The organism is Microbacterium sp. LBN7, from assembly GCF_045690345.1.
Taxonomy (GTDB): domain Bacteria; phylum Actinomycetota; class Actinomycetes; order Actinomycetales; family Microbacteriaceae; genus Microbacterium.
This window is the reverse complement of sequence record NZ_CP147856.1, coordinates 3,692,986-3,711,556: the sequence shown is the minus strand read 5'-3', so window position 1 is coordinate 3,711,556 and position 18,571 is coordinate 3,692,986. Positions and strand designations below refer to the sequence as shown.

At 68.3% G+C, this 18,571-nt stretch carries 16 protein-coding genes, 2 tRNA genes and 2 pseudogenes; 4 read left to right on the top strand and 16 right to left on the bottom strand.

The genetic code is table 11. The annotated features are described in order from the left end of the window. Window positions 1–10: 10 nt before the first annotated feature. A pseudogene (locus tag LBN7_RS17970) lies at window positions 11–2,061 on the top strand (M3 family metallopeptidase). Next, window positions 2,015–2,518, top strand: a pseudogene (locus tag LBN7_RS17965) (class I SAM-dependent methyltransferase); the annotation flags it as partial. The pseudogenes LBN7_RS17970 and LBN7_RS17965, both read left to right, overlap by 47 nt. A gap of 197 nt (window positions 2,519–2,715) precedes the next feature. Here the strand turns inward: LBN7_RS17965 and LBN7_RS17960 are convergent. The 11 genes from LBN7_RS17960 to LBN7_RS17910 form a co-directional block, all read right to left on the bottom strand. Next, a complete protein-coding gene (locus LBN7_RS17960; RefSeq protein ID WP_407360417.1) occupies window positions 2,716–3,825 on the bottom strand; it encodes an alpha/beta fold hydrolase in 1,110 nt (369 codons plus the stop codon). A 56-nt stretch (window positions 3,826–3,881) separates the two neighbouring features. Further along, window positions 3,882–5,150: an ATP-dependent Clp protease ATP-binding subunit ClpX gene (clpX, locus tag LBN7_RS17955; RefSeq protein ID WP_116636728.1), complete on the bottom strand. Its 1,269-nt coding sequence runs from the start codon at window positions 5,148–5,150 to the stop codon at window positions 3,882–3,884. 157 nt (window positions 5,151–5,307) lie between these two features. Next, window positions 5,308–6,159, bottom strand: a complete 852-nt coding sequence (locus LBN7_RS17950; protein ID WP_407360416.1) for an aldehyde dehydrogenase family protein — start codon at window positions 6,157–6,159, stop codon at window positions 5,308–5,310. Then, window positions 6,156–7,598, bottom strand: a complete 1,443-nt coding sequence (locus LBN7_RS17945; RefSeq protein ID WP_116636730.1) for an aldehyde dehydrogenase family protein — start codon at window positions 7,596–7,598, stop codon at window positions 6,156–6,158. Before LBN7_RS17945 ends, LBN7_RS17950 begins: the two co-directional genes overlap by 4 nt. Before the next feature lie 8 nt (window positions 7,599–7,606). Continuing rightward, the gene (gene deoC, locus LBN7_RS17940; protein ID WP_116636731.1) at window positions 7,607–8,608 is read right to left on the bottom strand and encodes a deoxyribose-phosphate aldolase; all 1,002 of its coding nucleotides are present in this window, start codon (window positions 8,606–8,608) and stop codon (window positions 7,607–7,609) included. After that, complete coding sequence (locus tag LBN7_RS17935; protein WP_116636732.1) at window positions 8,605–9,540, bottom strand: sugar-binding transcriptional regulator; 936 nt, start codon at window positions 9,538–9,540, stop codon at window positions 8,605–8,607. Before LBN7_RS17935 ends, deoC begins: the two co-directional genes overlap by 4 nt. Window positions 9,541–9,694: 154 nt before the next feature. Continuing rightward, a complete protein-coding gene (locus tag LBN7_RS17930; protein ID WP_116636733.1) occupies window positions 9,695–10,336 on the bottom strand; it encodes an ATP-dependent Clp protease proteolytic subunit in 642 nt (213 codons plus the stop codon). Between the two features lie 20 nt (window positions 10,337–10,356). Continuing rightward, window positions 10,357–10,953 (bottom strand): ATP-dependent Clp protease proteolytic subunit, encoded by a 597-nt coding sequence (locus tag LBN7_RS17925; RefSeq protein WP_116636734.1) that lies wholly within the window; start codon window positions 10,951–10,953, stop codon window positions 10,357–10,359. Window positions 10,954–11,032: 79 nt separating this feature from the next. Continuing rightward, complete coding sequence (locus LBN7_RS17920; RefSeq protein WP_341945203.1) at window positions 11,033–11,527, bottom strand: tetratricopeptide repeat protein; 495 nt, start codon at window positions 11,525–11,527, stop codon at window positions 11,033–11,035. 72 nt (window positions 11,528–11,599) lie between these two features. Then, window positions 11,600–13,069, bottom strand: a complete 1,470-nt coding sequence (gene tig, locus LBN7_RS17915; RefSeq protein ID WP_407360415.1) for a trigger factor — start codon at window positions 13,067–13,069, stop codon at window positions 11,600–11,602. A gap of 62 nt (window positions 13,070–13,131) precedes the next feature. Beyond that, window positions 13,132–13,205: transfer RNA gene (locus tag LBN7_RS17910), tRNA-Pro, on the bottom strand. Window positions 13,206–13,345: 140 nt separating this feature from the next. Between LBN7_RS17910 and LBN7_RS17905 the strand changes: the two genes are divergently transcribed. Together LBN7_RS17905 and LBN7_RS17900 are read left to right on the top strand one after the other, a co-directional pair. Further along, window positions 13,346–13,416, top strand: a tRNA-Gly gene (locus tag LBN7_RS17905). 102 nt (window positions 13,417–13,518) lie between these two features. Continuing rightward, the gene (locus LBN7_RS17900; RefSeq protein WP_407360414.1) at window positions 13,519–14,748 is read left to right on the top strand and encodes a hypothetical protein; all 1,230 of its coding nucleotides are present in this window, start codon (window positions 13,519–13,521) and stop codon (window positions 14,746–14,748) included. Between the two features lie 71 nt (window positions 14,749–14,819). On the opposite strand, the gene LBN7_RS17895 is transcribed toward LBN7_RS17900, so the two are convergent. The 5 genes from LBN7_RS17895 to gap all read right to left on the bottom strand — a co-directional run bounded on the left by LBN7_RS17895 (window position 14,820) and on the right by gap (window position 18,520). Next, window positions 14,820–15,173, bottom strand: a complete 354-nt coding sequence (locus tag LBN7_RS17895; RefSeq protein WP_116636738.1) for an RNA polymerase-binding protein RbpA — start codon at window positions 15,171–15,173, stop codon at window positions 14,820–14,822. Next, window positions 15,173–15,421, bottom strand: a complete 249-nt coding sequence (gene secG / locus LBN7_RS17890; protein WP_029261623.1) for a preprotein translocase subunit SecG — start codon at window positions 15,419–15,421, stop codon at window positions 15,173–15,175. Before secG ends, LBN7_RS17895 begins: the two co-directional genes overlap by 1 nt. 81 nt (window positions 15,422–15,502) lie before the next feature. Beyond that, entirely contained in the window at window positions 15,503–16,294 is a 792-nt protein-coding gene (gene tpiA, locus LBN7_RS17885; RefSeq protein WP_116636739.1) for a triose-phosphate isomerase, read from the bottom strand. Further along, a complete protein-coding gene (locus LBN7_RS17880) occupies window positions 16,285–17,499 on the bottom strand; it encodes a phosphoglycerate kinase (protein ID WP_341945200.1) in 1,215 nt (404 codons plus the stop codon). The genes tpiA and LBN7_RS17880 overlap by 10 nt, the downstream gene beginning before the upstream one ends. A 10-nt stretch (window positions 17,500–17,509) precedes the next feature. Beyond that, window positions 17,510–18,520 (bottom strand): type I glyceraldehyde-3-phosphate dehydrogenase, encoded by a 1,011-nt coding sequence (gene gap / locus LBN7_RS17875; RefSeq protein ID WP_116636741.1) that lies wholly within the window; start codon window positions 18,518–18,520, stop codon window positions 17,510–17,512. Window positions 18,521–18,571 lie beyond the last annotated feature (51 nt).

Below are 18,571 nucleotides of genomic sequence, written 5' to 3'. Positions count from 1 at the left end.
GGCTCGGAGGATGACCGACGCCTCGAACCCGCTGCTCCAGCCGTCCGCACTCGCCTACGGTCTCCCCGACTACCGCGCGATCCGCCCCGAGCACTACCTCCCCGCATTCCGCGCCGCCTTCGAAGAGCACCTTCGCGAGGTCTCCCGGATCACGATGGTGCGATCCATGCCGACGTTCGAGAACACCATCGAGGCGCTGGAGCGCTCCGGCGAGCTTCTGGACCGCGTGTCGCACGCCTTCTACACCGTGAGCTCGGCCGACGCGACGCCCGCGATCCAGGCCGTGGACGAGCAGCTCGCTCCCCTGATGGCCGCCCATCAGGACGCGGTCTCGCTCGACAGTGCGCTCTTCTGGCGCGTGCAGCAGGTGCACGATCAGCTCGACGACCTCGATCTCGACGCCGAGCAGCGATACCTCGTCGAACGCCACCACCGCGAGATGTCGCACGCGGGTGCGGGGCTCGACGACGAGGCGAAGGCACGGCTGACCCTGCTCAATCAGCACCTGTCGACCCTGAGCAACACGTTCGAACGTAACCTCCTCAATGACACGAACGACCTCGCCGTGGTGTTCGACTCCGCCGAGGAGCTCGACGGGCTGACCGCGGGCGAGCTCTCCGCGGCGGCCCGCGCGGCACAGGAGCGCGAGCTGGACGGCGGTTTCCTGATCGCCCTCCCGCTCTTCACCGGTCACCCGTACCTCGCGCAGCTGCGCGACAGGGAGTCGCGCCGGCGGATCATGGCAGCGTCACGAGCACGCGCATCGCGCAGCAATGCGAACGACAATCGACCGGTGCTCGCCGAGATCGTGCGCCTGCGCGCCGAGCGCGCGCAGCTCCTCGGGTACGAGTCGCACGCGGCCTACGTCACCGCCGACGAGACCGCTGGCACCCCGGACGCCGTCGAGCGGATGCTGCGCAGACTCGCGGCCCCGTCCGCGAGGACGCCACCGCGGAGCGCGAGGCGCTGCAGGCGATCGTCGACGAGACCGAGGCGGCGCCCTTCCCCGTCGAGGCGCACGACTGGGCCTTCTACACCGAGAAGGTGCGCAGCGCCCGCTACGACATCGACTCCGGCGCGCTCCGACCCTGGTTCGAGGCCGAGCGAGTCCTGCAGGACGGCGTCTTCTTCGCGGCGGAGCGCCTGTTCGGCGTCACGTTCGCCGAACGCCGCGATCTCGTGGCCTACCACCCCGGCGCGCGGGTGTTCGAGGTGAGCAACGCCGATGGAAGCGCCCTCGGACTCTACATCCTCGATCTCTACACCCGAGACGCCAAGCGCGGCGGCGCGTGGATGAATCCGATCGTCAGCCAGTCGCGGCTGCGCGGCACGGCGCCCGTGGTCGTCAACAACCTGAACGTGCCTCTGCCCGGTGACGGCGAGCCCACGCTGCTGACCCTCGACGAGGTGACGACGCTGTTCCACGAATTCGGTCACGCGCTGCACGGCCTGTTCGCCACCGTCACATACCCGCACTTCGCCGGGACGAACGTGTTCCGTGACTTCGTCGAGTTCCCGAGCCAGGTGAACGAGATGTGGATCCTCTGGCCCGAGGTCCTCGACAACTACGCGCGCCACTATGAGACCGGAGAGCCTCTCGACCCCGCGATCGTCGAGCGCCTGCGGGCCACGGAGACGTTCGACCAGGGACACGCGACCAGCGAGTACCTCGCCGCCGCCTGGCTCGATCAGGCGTGGCACCGGATCGGCACCGCGACCGAGATCGACGACGTCGCGGCCTTCGAAGCGGCGGCCCTCGCCGACATCGGGCTCGACGACCCGGTGGTCCCCACCCGCTACTCGTCCACCTACTTCGCGCACGTCTTCTCCGGCGGGTACAGCGCGGGCTACTACTCGTACATCTGGAGCGAGGTGCTCGACGCCGACACCGTGGAGTGGTTCCGCGAGAACGGCGGCCTGACGCGCGAGAACGGCGACCGGTTCCGGGACCGCCTCCTGGGCGTCGGAGGGTCGAAGGATCCGCTCGAGGCGTACCGCGACTTCCGCGGCCGCGATGCCGAGATCGGGCCGCTTCTCACGCGCCGCGGTCTCGAGGCCTGAGTCGCGCATGAAGGATCCGCTGCGCCTGATCAGCGAGGCGTTCGACGCGCGAGCCGCCCGGTACGACGAGAGCGCGATGCATCGTTCGGTCGCCGCCGCCACGGCCGCGTTCACCGACCTGTCCGAGGCACGGGTCGTTCTGGACGTCGCCACCGGCACCGGTCTCGTCCTCCGGGAGATCGCGTCACGAGATGTCGAGGCGGATCTCATCGGCGTCGACATATCCGCGGGGATGCTGGACGTCGCACAGTCGCACCTGCCGCAGGCCCGATGGATCGAGGCAGAGGCCTCCGCGATCCCTCTCGCCTCGGCATCCGTCGATGTGATCACCTGCGTGACCGCGCTGCACATCATCCCCGACGTCGGCGGAGCGGCTGCAGAGTGGCGACGGCTTCTCCGGCCCGGTGGGCGTCTCGTCACCGCGACGTTCCGGAAGATCGACGCATCCGGGCACGGCGCCCCCGAGGTCGGGACCGTCGACCGACCCTACCCTCGACACCACGAGCCCTATTCGAGCCGACGCGCATCGCCGCGACGTTCGAGCACCATGGGTTCGCGTTGCGGCGCCACCGCGACTGGAGCGACGGGACCGACGATCTGCTCCTCGCGGAGTTCGTCGTGGACGGCACGTCGAGCTGATCCTGAGGCGCGACCTCAGCCCGCGAGCAGCCCGAGGCCGCGCGCGAAGCCACGCATCCGCTCGGCGACCGCTTCCGGAACCTCGGCGGCCGCGAAGTGCCCGCCCTCCGGCATCCGATCGAAGGAGCGAAGATCACGGTAGAAGGAACGAGCGACGCTCTCCGGGTAGTCGTGCTCATGCGTCTGGATCGCGACGGCCGCCGGCACCTCCACCGGAGGGATCCGCTCATCGGCGCCACCGTCGAAATACGGACGGAACGATGTCGCGATGCTCTGGGTCGCCCAGTAGATCGTCGCCTCGGTGAGGATCCGATCGCGCGAGATCCGCCGCTCGACCAGCTCCGGCTGCGCGGTGGGCGTGTCGCTCCACTCGACGAGCTTCTCGGTGAGCCAGGCGAGCAGCCCGGCCGGAGAGTCGTTGAGACCGACGGCCAGGGTGTCGGGCCGTGTCGCCTGGATGTGCGCGTAGGCGCCGTCCGGCCCGCCACGGGCGGCGAGTGCGTCGAAGAACGCTCGCGCCTCCGGGTCGTCCAGAGCGTCGCGCTCCTCCGCGGTGCCGAAGTGCGCATGGGTCGCGAGGATCCCCTGCACCGCCTCGGGGTGGCGCGCGGCGATGAGGTCGCTCACGTTCGCGGAGACGTCTTCGCCGTAGGTCAGGTAGTGCGGATACCCCAGCACGTCCGTCATGAGCGCGTGCATCAGGTCGGCCATGACGCTCTCGGTCAGCGTTCCGTCGAACGGCGCGGAGAAGGCGAAACCCGGCAGGCTCGGAACCACGACGTGGAAGTCCGGCAGCATCCGGGCGAGCGCGAGCTGGAGGGCGAACGTGTGCGGCCAGCCGTGCATGACGAGCAGTGCGGGCGCATCGGGACGATCGGACGGCAGGTGGACGAAGTGGATCTCGGTGCCGCCGACGTCGGCGAGGTACTGCGGACTCTCGTTCAGCGATCGCTCGCGAGCCCGCCAGTCGAAGTCCGCCCAGCTGTCGACGAGCACACGGAGGTACTCGGCGGACATGCCGACCTCTGGGCGACGCGGCGAATCCGGCAGCAGTCGCGTTCGCGAGAGCCGCGCACGAAGGTCGTCGATGACGTCATCCGGGATCGCTATCTGGAAGCTGCGCATGGCGCGACGCTACGCGCGACCACCGACATCCCGGAATCACTCTCCGCGGGACGGACTCACGCGCTCTTGCGCTTGCGCTCCATCACGATGGTGGGAGGCGCACCCTCGTCGACGGCGGCGCGGGTCACGATGACCTTGGCGACGTCTTCGGCCGAGGGGATCTCGAACATGATCGGGCCGAGCACGTCTTCGAGGATGGCGCGGAGACCGCGGGCTCCCGTCTTGCGCTCGACCGCCAGGTCGGCGATCGACCGCAGCGCCTCTTCGTCGAACTCCAGCTGGACGCCGTCGAGCTCGAACATGCGCTGGTACTGCTTGACCAGTGCGTTGCGGGGACCGGTGAGGATCTCCATCAGCGCGTCCTGATCGAGCGGTGAGACGTTCGTCACCACGGGCAGGCGCCCGATGAACTCCGGGATGAGACCGAACTTGTGGAGGTCTTCCGGCAGCACTTCGCTGAAGAGATCGAGGTCCTTGGTCTTGTCGTGCAGCGGAGCACCGAAGCCGATGCCGTGCTTGCCGACGCGCGCCGACACGATGTCCTCGAGGCCCGCGAACGCGCCGGCGACGATGAAGAGGACGTTCGTCGTGTCGATCTGCAGGAACTCCTGGTGCGGATGCTTGCGGCCGCCCTGCGGCGGAACCGAGGCGACCGTGCCCTCGATGATCTTGAGCAGCGCCTGCTGCACGCCCTCGCCGGACACATCGCGCGTGATCGACGGGTTCTCGGCCTTGCGGGCGATCTTGTCGACCTCGTCGATGTAGATGATGCCCTGCTCGGCGCGCTTCACGTCGTAGTCCGCGGCCTGGATGAGCTTGAGGAGGATGTTCTCGACATCCTCGCCGACATAGCCCGCCTCGGTCAGAGCGGTGGCGTCCGCCACGGCGAACGGCACGTTGAGACGCTTGGCGAGTGTCTGGGCGAGATAGGTCTTGCCGCAGCCGGTCGGTCCGATCAGGAGGATGTTGCTCTTCGCGATCTCGACCTCTTCGGCCTTCTGCTCGGCCGTCTGGAGGGTCCCGTGGGCACGCACGCGCTTGTAGTGGTTGTACACGGCGACCGCCAGTGCGCGCTTCGCGGGCTCCTGACCGACCACGTATTCCTCGAGGAAGGAGAAGATCTCGCGCGGCTTCGGCAGATCGAACTCCGCGACGCCGTCAGCGGAGGACTCCGCCATCCGCTCCTCGATGATCTCGTTGCACAGCTCGACGCACTCGTCGCAGATGTACACACCGGGGCCAGCGATGAGCTGCTGCACCTGCTTCTGGCTCTTTCCGCAGAACGAGCACTTGAACAGGTCAGCGCTTTCACCGATACGGGCCATGCGCGTCCTCCTATGGGGGATCCAGAGATCGTCCTTCGAGCCTAACCTCTGCGTGCGACACAGGGCCGCATTGGCGCGTACCGGTTCCGACACGACCGCGACGCAGAGAGGCCGGGCCCGCAGTCGCCTGCGGGCCCGGCCTCCGAGGCGTCTCGGATCAGACCATGCTCTTCGTGTGCCACACCGTCTTGACCTCGGTGAAGGCGCCGATGCGCTCGGGCGAGGCCACGACCTCTCCCGGCGCGAGGACGCGCTTCAGGGTCTCGGCCGCGGCGATCTGCATGTCGACCCAGTCCAGGTCGCCCGCACCGGCGAGATCGAGCGCGTTGACGTCCTGGTGCGAGGCGAGCCACGGCGCGATCTCCGCCGGCGAGCCGGTGAGCACGTTGACGACTCCTCCGGGCACATCGCTGGTGGCGAGGACCTCGGCGAGGCTGATGGCGGAGAGCGGATGCCGCTCGCTCGCGATCACCACCACGGTGTTGCCCGCGACGAGAGCCGGGGCGACGACCGAGACGAGGCCGAGCAGCGCGGAGTCCTGCGGCGCGACGATCGCGACGACACCGGTCGGCTCCGGCACGGAGATGTTGAAGTACGGACCAGACACGGGGTTCGCGTTGCCGGCGACCTGCGCGTACTTGTCGCACCAGCCTGCGTACCAGACCCAGAGGTCGATCGCCTCGTCGACCTGTGCGGCGGCCGCTGACGCGGACCCGCCCTCCTGGGCGACGATCTCGTCGATGAACTGGGCACGGCGACCCTCGAGCACCTCGGCGACACGGTAGAGAACCTGGCCGCGGTTGTACGCGGTCGCGCCCGACCAGCCCTTGACCGCGGCGCGCGCGGCGACCACGGCGTCACGGGCGTCCTTGCGGGAGCCCTGCGCGGCGTTGGCCAGGAACGCGCCCTTCGGCGACAGCACCTCGTAGGTCCGGCCCGACTCGCTCCGCGGGAACGCCCCGCCGATGGCGAGCTTGTACGTCTTCGGCACGGTCAGTCGCTTGCTCATGCTGCGGCTCCCTTGAGGTAGGCGGTGAGACCCTGACGTCCGCCCTCGCGGCCGTATCCGGACTCCTTGTAGCCGCCGAACGGGCTCGACGGATCGAAACGGTTGAACGTGTTCGCCCAGATGACTCCGGCGCGCAGACGGTCGGCGACCGCGAGGATGCGGGATCCCTTGTCCGACCAGATGCCGGCGGAGAGACCGTACGGCGTGTTGTTCGCCTTGGCGATCGCCTCGGCCGGGGTGCGGAAGGTCAGCACCGAGAGAACCGGGCCGAACACCTCGTCCCTGGCGATGCGATGCGACGCCTCGACACCGGTGAAGATCGTCGGCGCGAACCAGAACCCCTTCTCCGGAATGACACAGTCCGCGGTCCAGCGCTCCGCGCCCTCGGCCTCGCCGATGTCGCTGAGCTCCCGGATGCGCGCGAGCTGGGCCGCCGAGTTGATCGCACCGATGTCGGTGTTCTTGTCGAGCGGGTCGCCGAGGCGCAACGTCGACAAGCGGTTCTTGAGCCGATCGATGACCTCGTCGTGGATCGACTCCTGCACCAGCAGCCTGCTGCCTGCGCAGCAGACATGCCCCTGGTTGAAGAAGATGCCGTTCACGATGCCCTCGACGGCCTGGTCGATGGGCGCGTCGTCGAAGACGATGTTGGCCGCCTTGCCGCCGAGCTCGAGCGTCAGCTTCTTCTTCGTGCCGGCGACGGCCTTGGCGATGTCGCGGCCCACGCCGGTGGATCCGGTGAAGGCCACCTTGTCGACATCGGGGTGCCGCACGAGTGTCGCGCCGGTCGCGCCGGCGCCGGTCACGATGTTCACGACACCCGCAGGCAGATCCGCCTGCTGGAGGATCTCGGCGAAGATCAGCGCCGTGAGCGGCGTGGTCTCGGCCGGCTTCAGCACGACCGTGTTGCCCGCGGCCAGAGCGGGCGCGAGCTTCCACGCGAGCATCAGCAGCGGGAAGTTCCACGGGATCACCTGGGCAGCGACGCCGAGCGCTCGCGGGTTCGCACCGAGACCCGCATGGTCGAGCTTGTCGGCCCAGCCGGCGTAATAGAAGAACCAGGAGGCGACGAGCGGGACGTCGACGTCGCGGCTCTCCTTGATCGGCTTGCCGTTGTCGAGGCTCTCGGCGACGGCGAGCTCGCGAGCCCGCTCCTGCACGAGACGGGCGATGCGGAAGAGGTACTTCCCGCGGTCGCGCCCGCTCATCCGCGACCAGGTCTTCTCGTAGGCGCGTCGAGCGGCGGCGACGGCCCGGTCGATGTCGCCGTCATCCGCCGTGGCGATCTCGGCGATGCGCGTCTCGTCGGAGGGCGAGATGGTGCTGAAGCTCTTTCCTGATCCGTCGACGAACTCGCCGTCGATGAACAGTCCGTAGCTGTCCTTCAGATTCAGGATCGCCTTCGACTCCGGTGCCGGAGCGTATTCCAGAAATGACATGAGAATCCCTAGTCGATCGTGACGTAGTCGGGGCCGGAGTAGTGGCCGGAGCTGAGCTTCTGACGCTGCAGGAGCACATCGTTGAGCAGGCTCGACGCGCCGAAGCGGAACAGGTGCGGCTGGAGCCACTCCTCCCCCACCGTCTCGGCGACCGTGACGAGGTACTTCACGGCGTCCTTCGACGCACGGATGCCGCCGGCGGGCTTCACGCCGATCTTCTCGCCCGTGCCTCGATACCAGTCGCGCACGGTCTCGAGCATCAGGAGCGTAGTCGGCAGCGTGGCCGCGGGCTGCACCTTACCGGTCGACGTCTTGATGAAGTCGCCGCCTGCCAGGATGCCGAGCCACGAGGCGCGCTTGATGTTGTCGTAGGTGTTGAGCTCGCCGGTCTCGAGGATCACTTTGAGCGAGGCGTAGGTCCCGTCCTCGCGACGGCAGGCCTCCTTCACCTGGGCGATCTGGTCGAACACCAGACCGTAGCGTCCCGAGAGGAACGCGCCGCGGTCGATGACCATGTCGATCTCGTCGGCTCCGGCGGCGACGGCTTCAGCGGTGTCGGCGAGCTTGATCGCGAGCGACGAGCGCCCGCTCGGGAACGCCGTGGCGACGGCGGCCACCGAGATCAGTCCGTCGTCGGGGTCGCCGTGCAGGCTGCCGAGTGCGGTGACCGCGTCACCGACCATGTCGCCGTACACGCAGACGGCCGCGACCCGCGGAGTCGTCGGGTCGGCGGCATCCGGGTTCTTCGCCTTCGCGACGAGCGAGCGGACCTTGCCCGGGGTGTCTGCGCCCTCGAGGGTCGTGAGGTCGATCAGCTTGATGATGGTGTCGAGCGCCCACGCCTTCGACGTGGTCTTGATCGAGCGGGTGCCGAGCCCGGCAGCACGCTGCTCGAGTCCCACCGCGTCGACGCCCGGAAGGCCGTGCAGGAAGCGTCGGAGAGTGGCGTCGTCCGGCTCACCGCCGAGAACGTCCACCGCCGCTCTGCGGCTGAGTTCTTTGGTCGTCACTGTTCCTCCAACAATGCTCGTGCTGTGGTCTCATCGGTCACCAGAACGCCGCACAGGCCGCTGGTCACGACTGTACGCGCGATGTCGTGCTTGGCGGGGCCCGCCGTGACGAAGATCGCCCGCTTGGCGCCGCGCAGACGGTCGAGCGAGACGCCGACCGTGCGGGCGTCGAGCTGCGAGTCGACGATGTTGCCCTCGGCATCGACGTAGCGGCCCAGGACATCGCCGACCGCGCCCCTTCGCGCGAGCTCTTCGACGTCCTCAGCGGTGAGGTAGCCGTTCTCGACATGGGCGGACGTCGCGTCACAGGGACCGGCGGTGAAGAGGAATGCCTGCGCCTCTGCGGCCTCCTCGAGGACGGCAGCGACGGTGCGGTCGGACTCGATGGCCTGCTTGGTCTCGACGCGCTCGAGGATCGCGGGGCTCGGCAGCAGCGACACCTGACCGGAGGCGCGCTGCGCGATCGTCACGGCGAGGCCGGCGGCACCGCCGGAGCGCCTGTTCAGACTCACCCCGCCGTTGAGCTGCACGACGGTGACGCCGTTGGCCCATCCGTCCGGGAGCGCCTCGGCGACAGCCCGGAGCGTGCGGCCCCAGCTCACGCCCAGCGTGCGCGGAGCCGGCCGGAGCGCGGAGAGGAAGTCGGCAGCGGCCTGCGCGACACGTTCCAGTGTGCCGTCGTCGCCGTCGGGCGCGGGCACGACGACCGCGTCGGCCAGACCGAAGCGCTCGACGAGCAGGCGCTCGAGGCCCAGGCGTCGTGCGCGCGGGTGCACGATCTCGATGCGGACGATGCCGCGCTCGCGGGCCTGCGTCAGGAGCCGGCCGACCTTCCAGCGGGAGACCTTGAGGAGTCCGCCGATCTCGTCCTGTGTCTTGTCCTCGTCGTAGTACAGCTCGGCGACGCGGACCATGAGCAGATCTTCTTCCACGGCATCCTCCTTCCTCTTCCAGAGTAAGCCCTGATCTGCGTTCGCGCATCCGCGTGCTCATATGCGCAGCTGCCCACCCACAGCCTGCACATCCGCCGGAGACGACGAAGGGGCGCCCGTCGTGGTGACGGACGCCCCTTCGGAGTCGAGGTGCTCAGGCGCGCTTGCGCGTGGTGAGGACCTGGTCGACGATGCCGTACTCGAGGGCCTGCGTCGCCGAGAGGATGTTGTCGCGATCGATGTCGCGGTTCACCTGCTCGACGGGCTTGCCCGTGTGCGCGGCCATGGTCTCCTCGAGCCAGGTGCGCATGCGGAGGATCTCCGCCGCCTGGATCTCGATGTCGGATGCCTGGCCCTGACCGGCCTCGCCCATCGCGGGCTGGTGGATCAGCACACGGGCGTTCGGGAGCGCGAGGCGCTTGCCCGGCGCGCCGGCGGCGAGCAGCACGGCCGCGGCGGAAGCCGCCTGTCCGAGCACGACGGTCTGGATCTGCGGCGCGACGTACTGCATCGTGTCGTAGATCGCCGTCATGGCCGTGAAGGAGCCTCCGGGCGAGTTGATGTACATCGTGATGTCGCGCTCGGCATCCTGGCTCTCCAGGACGAGCAGCTGCGCCATCACATCGTCGGCGGACGCGTCGTCGACCTGCACACCCAGGAAGATCACGCGATCTTCGAAGAGCTTGTTGTACGGGTCCTGGCGCTTGAAGCCGTAGGCCGTGCGCTCCTCGAACTGCGGGAGCACGTAGCGGCTGGACGGCAGGTTGCCTGCGGATTGGAAAGTGGGGGTGTACATGGTGTCCTCTCGAATCCGGATTACTCTGCGTCGTCCGCGGTGCCGCCGCCGCCGGTCACATCGCTGGCGTGCTCGCGGATGTGGTCGACGAAGCCGTACTCGAGGGCCTCCTCGGCGGTGAACCAGCGGTCGCGGTCACCGTCGGCGTTGATCTGCTCGACCGACTTGCCGGTCTGTCCCGCCGTGATCTCCGCGAGGCGCTTCTTCATCGAGAGGATGAGCTGGGCCTGGGTCTGGATGTCACTCGACGTGCCGCCGAACCCGCCGTGGGGCTGGTGCAGCAGGACCCGCGCGTTGGGGGTGATGTAGCGCTTGCCCTTGGTGCCGCTCGTCAGCAGGAGCTGACCCATCGACGCGGCCATGCCGATGCCGACGGTGACGATGTCGTTCGGCACGAACTGCATGGTGTCGTAGATCGCCATGCCCGCGGTGATCGAGCCACCGGGCGAGTTGATGTAGAGGTAGATGTCCTTCTCTGAGTCTTCCGCGGCGAGAAGAAGGATCTTCGCGCAGATCTCGTTGGCGTTCTGGTCACGCACCTCTGAACCAAGCCAGATGATGCGATCCTTCAGCAGCCTGTCGAAGACGCTCGTCGCGACAAGGGGTTCTGCAGCCATTTCAGCTCCTGTTTCCGTGTTCGTGCTTCGAATCTACCGGCGTCGGCGCGGCACCCAGGCCGTGTTCGCCGTCGGCATATCAGGTGTCGGATTCCGCGATCTCCCGCGCGTAGGCGGTCATCGAGCGGTGGTAGCGCGGGAGGTGCGGCACCAGCGCGAGAAGCGCGACCGAGAGTCCCTGCGCGGGCCGGCCGGCGCTGGCGAGGATGAGGGCGTGAACCGCAGCGACCGCGTCGCGGTACGGACCGTCGGCCGACAGCTCCTCCTCTGCGCGTATCACGGCGAGGGCGTCGTCGAACGCACCCAGGTTCCGCAACGAGCTGGCGAGCTGGATCACGCACTGCGGACGGTGCTCCTCGTCGAGGCCGAGCTCGAGGGCGCGTCGGTACAGGACGACGGCGTCGGCCGGGCGGCCCGCCGAATCCCGAGCTCCGGCCCGCTCGAACTCCGCACGCGCGTCATCCGCTCCGCGCTCCGCCGCGAGGGCGTCGATCCGCGCGATCGTGTCGTCGCCGACCTCTTCGCCGCTGGCATCCGCCCAGACGTCGTCGATCCGCTCGTTCCAGCTCTTCATGCTCGCCTCTCCCTGTGATGCGAAAGAGGGCGGATGCCGCAGCATCCGCCCTCTTCTGTGGATCGTGTCCGATCACTCGGCCTTGTCGGCCGCCTTCTTGGCCGGAGCCTTCTTGGCGGCAGGCTTCTTCGCGGCGGGCTTCTCCGCAGCCTCGGCGTCTTCGGCCTTCTTCGCCGGAGCCTTCTTGGCAGCAGGCTTCTTCGCAGGAGCCTTCTTCGCGGGCTTCTCCTCCGCCGGAGCCTCGTCAGCCGCTTCAGCCTCGTCGTCGGTGACGATGAAGTCGGACAGGTCGACGGGCTTGCCGTTGGTGTCGACGACCTTCACCTTGCCGAGCGCGATCGCGAGGGCCTTGTTGCGGGCGACCTCACCGACGAGCGCGGGCAGCTGGTTCGACGACTGCAGCGCCTCGACGAACTCCTGCGGCGCCATGCCGTACTGCGAAGCGGACTGGATGAGGTACTGGCTCAGCTCCTCCTGCGAGACCTGCACGTCGGCCTGCTCGGCGATCGTGTCGAGCAGCACCTGCGTGCGGAACTGCTTCTCGCTCGCCTCGGTGACCTCGGCCCGGTGCACGTCGTCCTCGAGGCGGTTCTCGCCCTCGAGGTGGTTGTGCACCTCGTCCTCGATGAGCTGCGGCGGCACGGGGATGTCGATCTGCTCGAGCAGCGTCTCGACGAGCTTGTCGCGTGCGGCGGAGCCCTGCGTGAAGACGCCCTGCTGAGCGACGCGCTCGGCGAGGCTCGCACGGAGCTCGGCGATCGTGTCGAACTCGCTCGCGATCTGCGCGAAGTCGTCGTCGGCCTCGGGGAGCTCGCGCTCCTTGACGGCCTTGACCGTCACGGAGACCTCGGCCTCGGAACCGGCGTGGTCGCCGCCGACGAGAGCGGAGCGGAACGTGGTGTCCTCGCCTGCCGTGAGCGACTCGATCGCGTCGTCGATGCCCTCGAGCAGCTCGCCGGAGCCGATCTCGTACGACACGCCCTCGGCGCGGTCGATCTCGGCGCCGTCGATCGTGGCGACGAGGTCGAGGTCGACGAAGTCGCCCTTCGCGGCCGGACGGTCGACAGGGACGAGCGTGCCGAACCGGGCGCGCATGTTCTCGAGCTCGGCGTCGAGCGCGGCCTCATCGGCCTCGACGGCGTCGACGGTCACGGTGATGCCCTCGTAGGAGGGGATCTCGATGTCGGGACGGACGTCCACCTCGACGTCGACGAGCAGGTCGCCGGAGAAGTCCTTCTCGTTCGGCCACTGCGTGATGTCCGCCGCCGGGCGTCCGACGACGCGCAGCTTGTGCTCGGCGCTCGCCTCGCGGAAGAACTTGTCGAGGCCCTCGTTGACGGCGTGCTCGATGACCGCGCCGCGACCGATGCGCTGGTCGATGATCGGGGCGGGCACCTTGCCCTTGCGGAAGCCGGGGATCTGGACGTCCTGAGCGATGTGCTCGTAGGCGTGAGCGATGCTCGGCTTGAGGTCGTCCGGGGTGACCGTGATGCTGAGCTTGACCCGGGTCGGGGTCAGCTTCTCGACGGTGCTGTTCGCCATGCTGGTGTGTTCTCCTTGTTGTCTCCGCGAGTGAACGCGGCTGTCAGGCTGAAGATGCCGTGTCGGGGCGACAGGAGTTGAACCTGCGACCTCCCGCTCCCAAAGCGGGCGCTCTACCAAGCTGAGCTACGCCCCGGGGAATCCGCGCGCAGATTCAGCCCCATCGAGTCTAACGGACGGGAGCACCCCTCACGGTCCGGTATGATCGATCACGCCGGAGTTGCGATTCCGGTCCGATCCCCGGGTCACTGAGCCTGTCGAAGTGCACCGGGATTCGGGGCTGTAGCTTAGTGGTAAAGCCTTAGTCTTCCAAACTAATGATGCGGGTTCGATTCCCGTCAGCCCCTCGCTTCCAGAAGGCCCCCACCGCACGGTGGGGGCCTTCTCGCATACCCTGGCAGTGCCGCTGCATGCAGCTCCGAACGTGAGGCTGATCGAATGAGGACGACGTGACCGCTCTCCCCCCGTATGGCGCGGATGCGCCGGCATCCGCGCCCCTGGGCGGGCACGAGCTGTCCGCACGCTTCACGGGCGGCGCCTCGACCGCTCCCCCGCGGAAGCCGAAGCGCAAGCGCACGGGCCTCGTCCTCGGCCTGATCGGCGGTGCAGCCGTGATCGCCGCGATCGCGATCACCCAGGTCTCGGCCAGCATGGGCTACGACACCGCCGCGGAGAGCCATGCGGATGCCGTGGCCTCGGCGAACAGCGAGAAGACGCAGCTCCGTGCCGAGACCGCCGACCTCCAGGCCCTCGCGGATTCCGCGGGACTGATCGTCGCCGGCGAGAACGAGGCCATCGTCGCCCCGGCGGAGACCGAAGCGGCCCTCGCCGGTGCGGTCGCCGAAGCCGAGAGCGCCGCAGCGGAGGCCGACCAGCTGATCGCCACCGAGGTCCCCGTCGCGGGAGAGAAGCCCGTGTGGTTCTGGGCGCTGTTCGGCGCCACCACGACGCTCGAGGAGAAGCGCGACGAGGCCGCAGATCTCGCCGACGAGCTCCTCGCCGAAGCTGCCGACGTGCTCACCGCCTCCGATGCGGTCACCGAGAGCGGCGTCGCGCTCCTGACCTCTGCGGGCGAAGCGGCCGTCGCCTTCGAGGCCGCCCACATCTCCGCCCGGAATGATGCGGTGATCGAGCTGCGGGACGCCGCAGCCGCGGCGATCGCCACGACCACGATCGACGACGCGGCCGTGAACGCGTACGCGAGCCTCCAGAGTGCCGCGGCGCAGGTCGTCGCGACCGAGAACGAGGAGCTGGCCGAGAAGTCCGGCCCGCTGATGGACGCCCGGCTCGAGATCGAGGCGTTCGCCCGCGCGCTCGCCCCCGGCGTGCTGCTCGAGTTCGACTGGGCCCCGATCGTCAACGGCGCAGGATTCAACGGCAGCATGGGCGGATACACCACCTGGTGGTGGGACGAGCCCGGCCGATCCGTCATCCAGCTGTCCGACTCCGTCGCCGAGCAGTGGCCGGCGGATCGCAGCAGGGCGCTCGTCGCGCACGAGGTCGGTCACGCGATCAGCGTCAAGTGCGAGGACATGTACGACTCGTCGACACAGGACAGCATCGAGAAGTGGGCGACCGCCTGGGCCATCAGCATGGGCTACACCGACGACGCCAACGGAGTGTGGGCCTACGGCTACCCGCCGCAGAGCTACATCGATGCCGCAGCGGGGTGCCGCTGAACGGCCGCCGCTGAGACGGAAGAAGCCGCCGCGATCACTCGCGGCGGCTTCTTCATCGTCAGATCAGGAGATCACTGGCCCCGACGCTCGCGCAGCTGCGTGAGCGCATCCTCGAGGAGCTGGACCGCTTCCTCGTCGGTGCGGCGCTCCTTCACGTAGGCGAGGTGCGTCTTGTACGGCTCGGCCTTCGCGAGGGCAGGAGGATTCTCCTTGTCGCGTCCGGCCGGCAGGCCCGACTGCGGGTGATCGATCGTCTCCGGGATCTCCTCTTCGGGGAGACCCGCGGCGAAGTAGCGGACCGTCTCGTTGCCGAGTCCGTCCCAGTACGACACCGCGATGCGGTCGGCATGGTAGCCGTGGTCCTGCTCCCCCATCGGGCCGGAGCCGACGCGGGTGCCGCGGATCGCGTTTCCACCGGTAGCCATCAGATCACCTCGAACTTCGTGATGAGTCCGAGCGCGACGATGGCGACGAACCAGGTCAGCGCGAGGACGACGGTGAAGCGGTTCAGGTTCCGCTCCGCGAGACCGGAAGAGCCGACCGCCGAGGTCATGCCTCCGCCGAACATGTCGGAAAGGCCGCCACCGCGACCCTTGTGCAAGAGGATGAGGAGGGTCAGCAGGACGCTGGTGATACCCAGCACGACCTGCAGAACGAACTCGAGAATTGCCACGAGAAAGAGCCTTTCGCTGGGGCAGGTGCGCCCCCGTAACGGTCAAGTATACGGTGCAGCGGGGCCGGAGCCCCGCCGCACTCACACGCCGACGTGCTTCTCGAAGCGGATGATCGCGGCGAACTCGTCGACGACGAGGCTCGCGCCGCCGACCAGAGCGCCGTCCACATCGGGCTCCCGCATGAAGCTGGCGATGTTCGCCGACTTCACCGAGCCGCCGTAGAGGATGCGCGTGCGCGCGGCCGCGTCATCCCCGAGGACCTTCGCGATCACGGTGCGGAGCGCCGCGCAGACGTCCTGCGCCTGCTGCGGCGTCGCGGCCTGACCGGAGCCGATGGCCCAGACGGGCTCGTACGCGACCACGATGTCAGCCTTCGGCGAGACGCCCTGGAGCGCTGCCTCGAGCTGACCGGCGGGGACCGCACTGGCGCCGAACTTCTCCAGGTCCTCCGCGGTCTCGCCGACGCAGATGACCGGAACCAGTCCGTGCTTGAGCGATGCCTGCACCTTGGCGGAGACGACCTCGTCGGACTCGGCGTGGTACTCACGACGCTCCGAGTGGCCGATGATGACGTACTTCGCGTCGAGCTTCGCCAGGAAGGCGCCCGAGACCTCGCCGGTGTAGGCACCGGAGTCGTGCGCCGAGACATCCTGCGCGCCGAGGGCGAACGGGATCTTGTCCGCGTCGATCAGCGTCTGCACACTGCGGATATCGGTGAAAGGCGGGAAGACCGCCACCTCGACGGATCCGTCCTCGTGCTTCGCGTCCTTGAGCGTCCAGTGCAGCTTCTGCACGAACGCGACCGCCTGCAGGTGGTCCAGGTTCATCTTCCAGTTGCCCGCGATCAGCGGGGTACGGGTCGCTATGCCCATCCGAGCACCTCCAGGCCGGGTAGTTTCTTTCCCTCGAGGAACTCGAGGCTTGCGCCGCCGCCGGTCGAGATGTGCCCGAACCGGTCGTCGGTGAAGCCGAGCTGACGCACGGCAGCCGCGGAGTCTCCGCCGCCGACGACGCTGAGGCCGTCGACTTCGGTCAGAGCCTGCGCGACGGTCTTGGTTCCGGCGGCGAACGCCGGGAACTCGAACACGCCCATCGGGCCGTTCCAGAACACCGTCTTCGACCCGCGGATGACCTCTGCGAACCGGGCAGCCGTCTCCGGACCGATGTCGAGGCCGATGCCGGACGTGCCGAACGCCGTCGACTCGATCGCGTCGGCGGAGACGGTCTCGTGCGCGGCATCCGCGCTGAACGAGGCGGCGACCACGACGTCGGTCGGGAGCACGAACTCCACGCCCCGCTCCGCGGCCTCCGCGATGTAGCCGCGGACCGTCTCGAGCTGGTCCTCTTCCAGAAGGCTGGAGGCCACGTCGTGACCCTGCGCCTTGAGGAACGTGAACAGCATGCCGCCGCCGACCAGGATGCGGTCGACGCGCGGCAGCAGGTGCGAGATGACCCCGAGCTTGTCGCTGACCTTCGAGCCGCCGAGCACGACCGCGTACGGGCGCTCGGGGTTCTCGGTGAGACGGTCGAGCACGTCGAGCTCGGTCTCGATCAGCAGACCGGCGGCCGAGGGCAGCAGCTCGGCGAGCTCGTACACGCTCGCCTGCTTGCGGTGCACGACGCCGAAGCCGTCGGACACGAGCACATCGCCGAGCTTCGCGAGCTCGGCGGCGAAAGCAGCGCGCGTCGCGTCGTCCTTCGCCGTCTCCCCCGCGTTGAAGCGCAGGTTCTCGATGACGACGACCCCGCCGTCCTCGAGCGAGGCCACGGCATCCTGAGCGGACTCGCCCACGGTGTCGCGCGCGAACGCGACCGGGGCGCCGAGCAGCTCCGACAGCCGCTGAGCCACCGGCTCGAGGCTGTACTGGGGGTCGGGCGCGCCGTCGGGGCGTCCGAGGTGGGAGCACACGACGACGCGGGCTCCCGCGTTGATCAGTGCGTTGAGAGTCGGCAGCGAGGCGCGTACACGGCCATCGTCCGTTATGACCCCGTCCCGCAGGGGGACGTTCAGATCACAACGGACGATGACGCGCTTGCCCTCGAGCGAACCCAGTGTGTCCAGGGTGCGCAGAGTCATGTGTCAGAGCTCAGAGACGCTCGGCGACGTACTCGGTCAGGTCGACGAGACGGTTGGAGTAGCCCCACTCGTTGTCGTACCAGCTCGAGACCTTGACGAGGTTGCCACTCACGTTGGTGAGGGTCGAGTCGAAGATCGACGAGTGCGGGTTGTGCACGATGTCGCTCGACACGATCTGGTCGGCGTTGTACTGGAGGTAGCCGGCGAGACGACCGTCTGCGGCTGCCTTCTTGTAGGCCTCGTTGACCTCGTCGACCGTCAGGTCCTCGCGGTCGGTGATCAGCGTGAGGTCGACGATCGAGCCGGTGGGAACCGGCACGCGGTAGGACGAGCCGCTGAGCTTGCCCTGGAGCTCGGGGAGCACCTCGCCGATGGCCTTGGCGGCGCCGGTCGAGGCCGGGGTGATGTTGATCGCGGCGGCACGTGCACGACGGAGGTCGCTGTGCGGGCCGTCCTGCAGGTTCTGGTCGGCCGTGTACGCGTGCGCGGTCATCATGAAGCCGCGGTCGATGCCGAACGCGTCGTTGAAGACCTGCGCGAGCGGCGCGAGGCAGTTGGTGGTGCACGAGGCGTTGGAGATGATGTGGTCCGTCTCCGGGTTGTACGTGTCCTCGTTCACGCCCATCACGAACGTGCCGTCGACGCCCGTGCCAGGAGCCGAGATGAGGACCTTCTTCGCGCCGGCGTCGATGTGCTTCTTGGCGGCCTCGGCCTTGGTGAAGAAGCCGGTCGACTCGATGACGATGTCGACGCCCAGCTCGCCCCACGGGAGGTTGGCGGGGTCGCGCTCGGCGAACGCCTTGATCGCCTTGCCGTTGACGGTGATGCTGTCGTCGTCGTAGCTGATCTCGGCATCGAGGACGCCGCCGACCGAGTCGTACTTCAGCAGGTGCGCGAGGGTCTTGTTGTCGGTGAGGTCGTTGACCGCGACGATCTCGAGGTCTGCTCCCTGCGCGAGAGCCGCGCGGAAGTAGTTGCGTCCGATGCGGCCGAAGCCGTTGATACCGATCTTGACAGACACTAAGGTCTCCTGATTTCTCGTGCGCATACGCGCGGTTTCAACTAGACAAGC

Excerpts from the sequence above, each read along its gene's own strand:
- LBN7_RS17960 (WP_407360417.1), bottom strand. The coding sequence starts at position 3,825 with ATGCGCAGCTTCCAGATAGCGATCCCGGATGACGTCATCGACGACCTT.
- clpX (WP_116636728.1), bottom strand. The coding sequence starts at position 5,150 with ATGGCCCGTATCGGTGAAAGCGCTGACCTGTTCAAGTGCTCGTTCTGC.
- LBN7_RS17950 (WP_407360416.1), bottom strand. The coding sequence starts at position 6,159 with ATGAGCAAGCGACTGACCGTGCCGAAGACGTACAAGCTCGCCATCGGC.
- LBN7_RS17945 (WP_116636730.1), bottom strand. The coding sequence starts at position 7,598 with ATGTCATTTCTGGAATACGCTCCGGCACCGGAGTCGAAGGCGATCCTG.
- LBN7_RS17930 (WP_116636733.1), bottom strand. The coding sequence starts at position 10,336 with ATGTACACCCCCACTTTCCAATCCGCAGGCAACCTGCCGTCCAGCCGC.
- LBN7_RS17925 (WP_116636734.1), bottom strand. The coding sequence starts at position 10,953 with ATGGCTGCAGAACCCCTTGTCGCGACGAGCGTCTTCGACAGGCTGCTG.
- LBN7_RS17920 (WP_341945203.1), bottom strand. The coding sequence starts at position 11,527 with ATGAAGAGCTGGAACGAGCGGATCGACGACGTCTGGGCGGATGCCAGC.
- tig (WP_407360415.1), bottom strand. The coding sequence starts at position 13,069 with ATGGCGAACAGCACCGTCGAGAAGCTGACCCCGACCCGGGTCAAGCTC.
- LBN7_RS17895 (WP_116636738.1), bottom strand. The coding sequence starts at position 15,173 with ATGGCTACCGGTGGAAACGCGATCCGCGGCACCCGCGTCGGCTCCGGC.
- tpiA (WP_116636739.1), bottom strand. The coding sequence starts at position 16,294 with ATGGGCATAGCGACCCGTACCCCGCTGATCGCGGGCAACTGGAAGATG.
- LBN7_RS17880 (WP_341945200.1), bottom strand. The coding sequence starts at position 17,499 with ATGACTCTGCGCACCCTGGACACACTGGGTTCGCTCGAGGGCAAGCGC.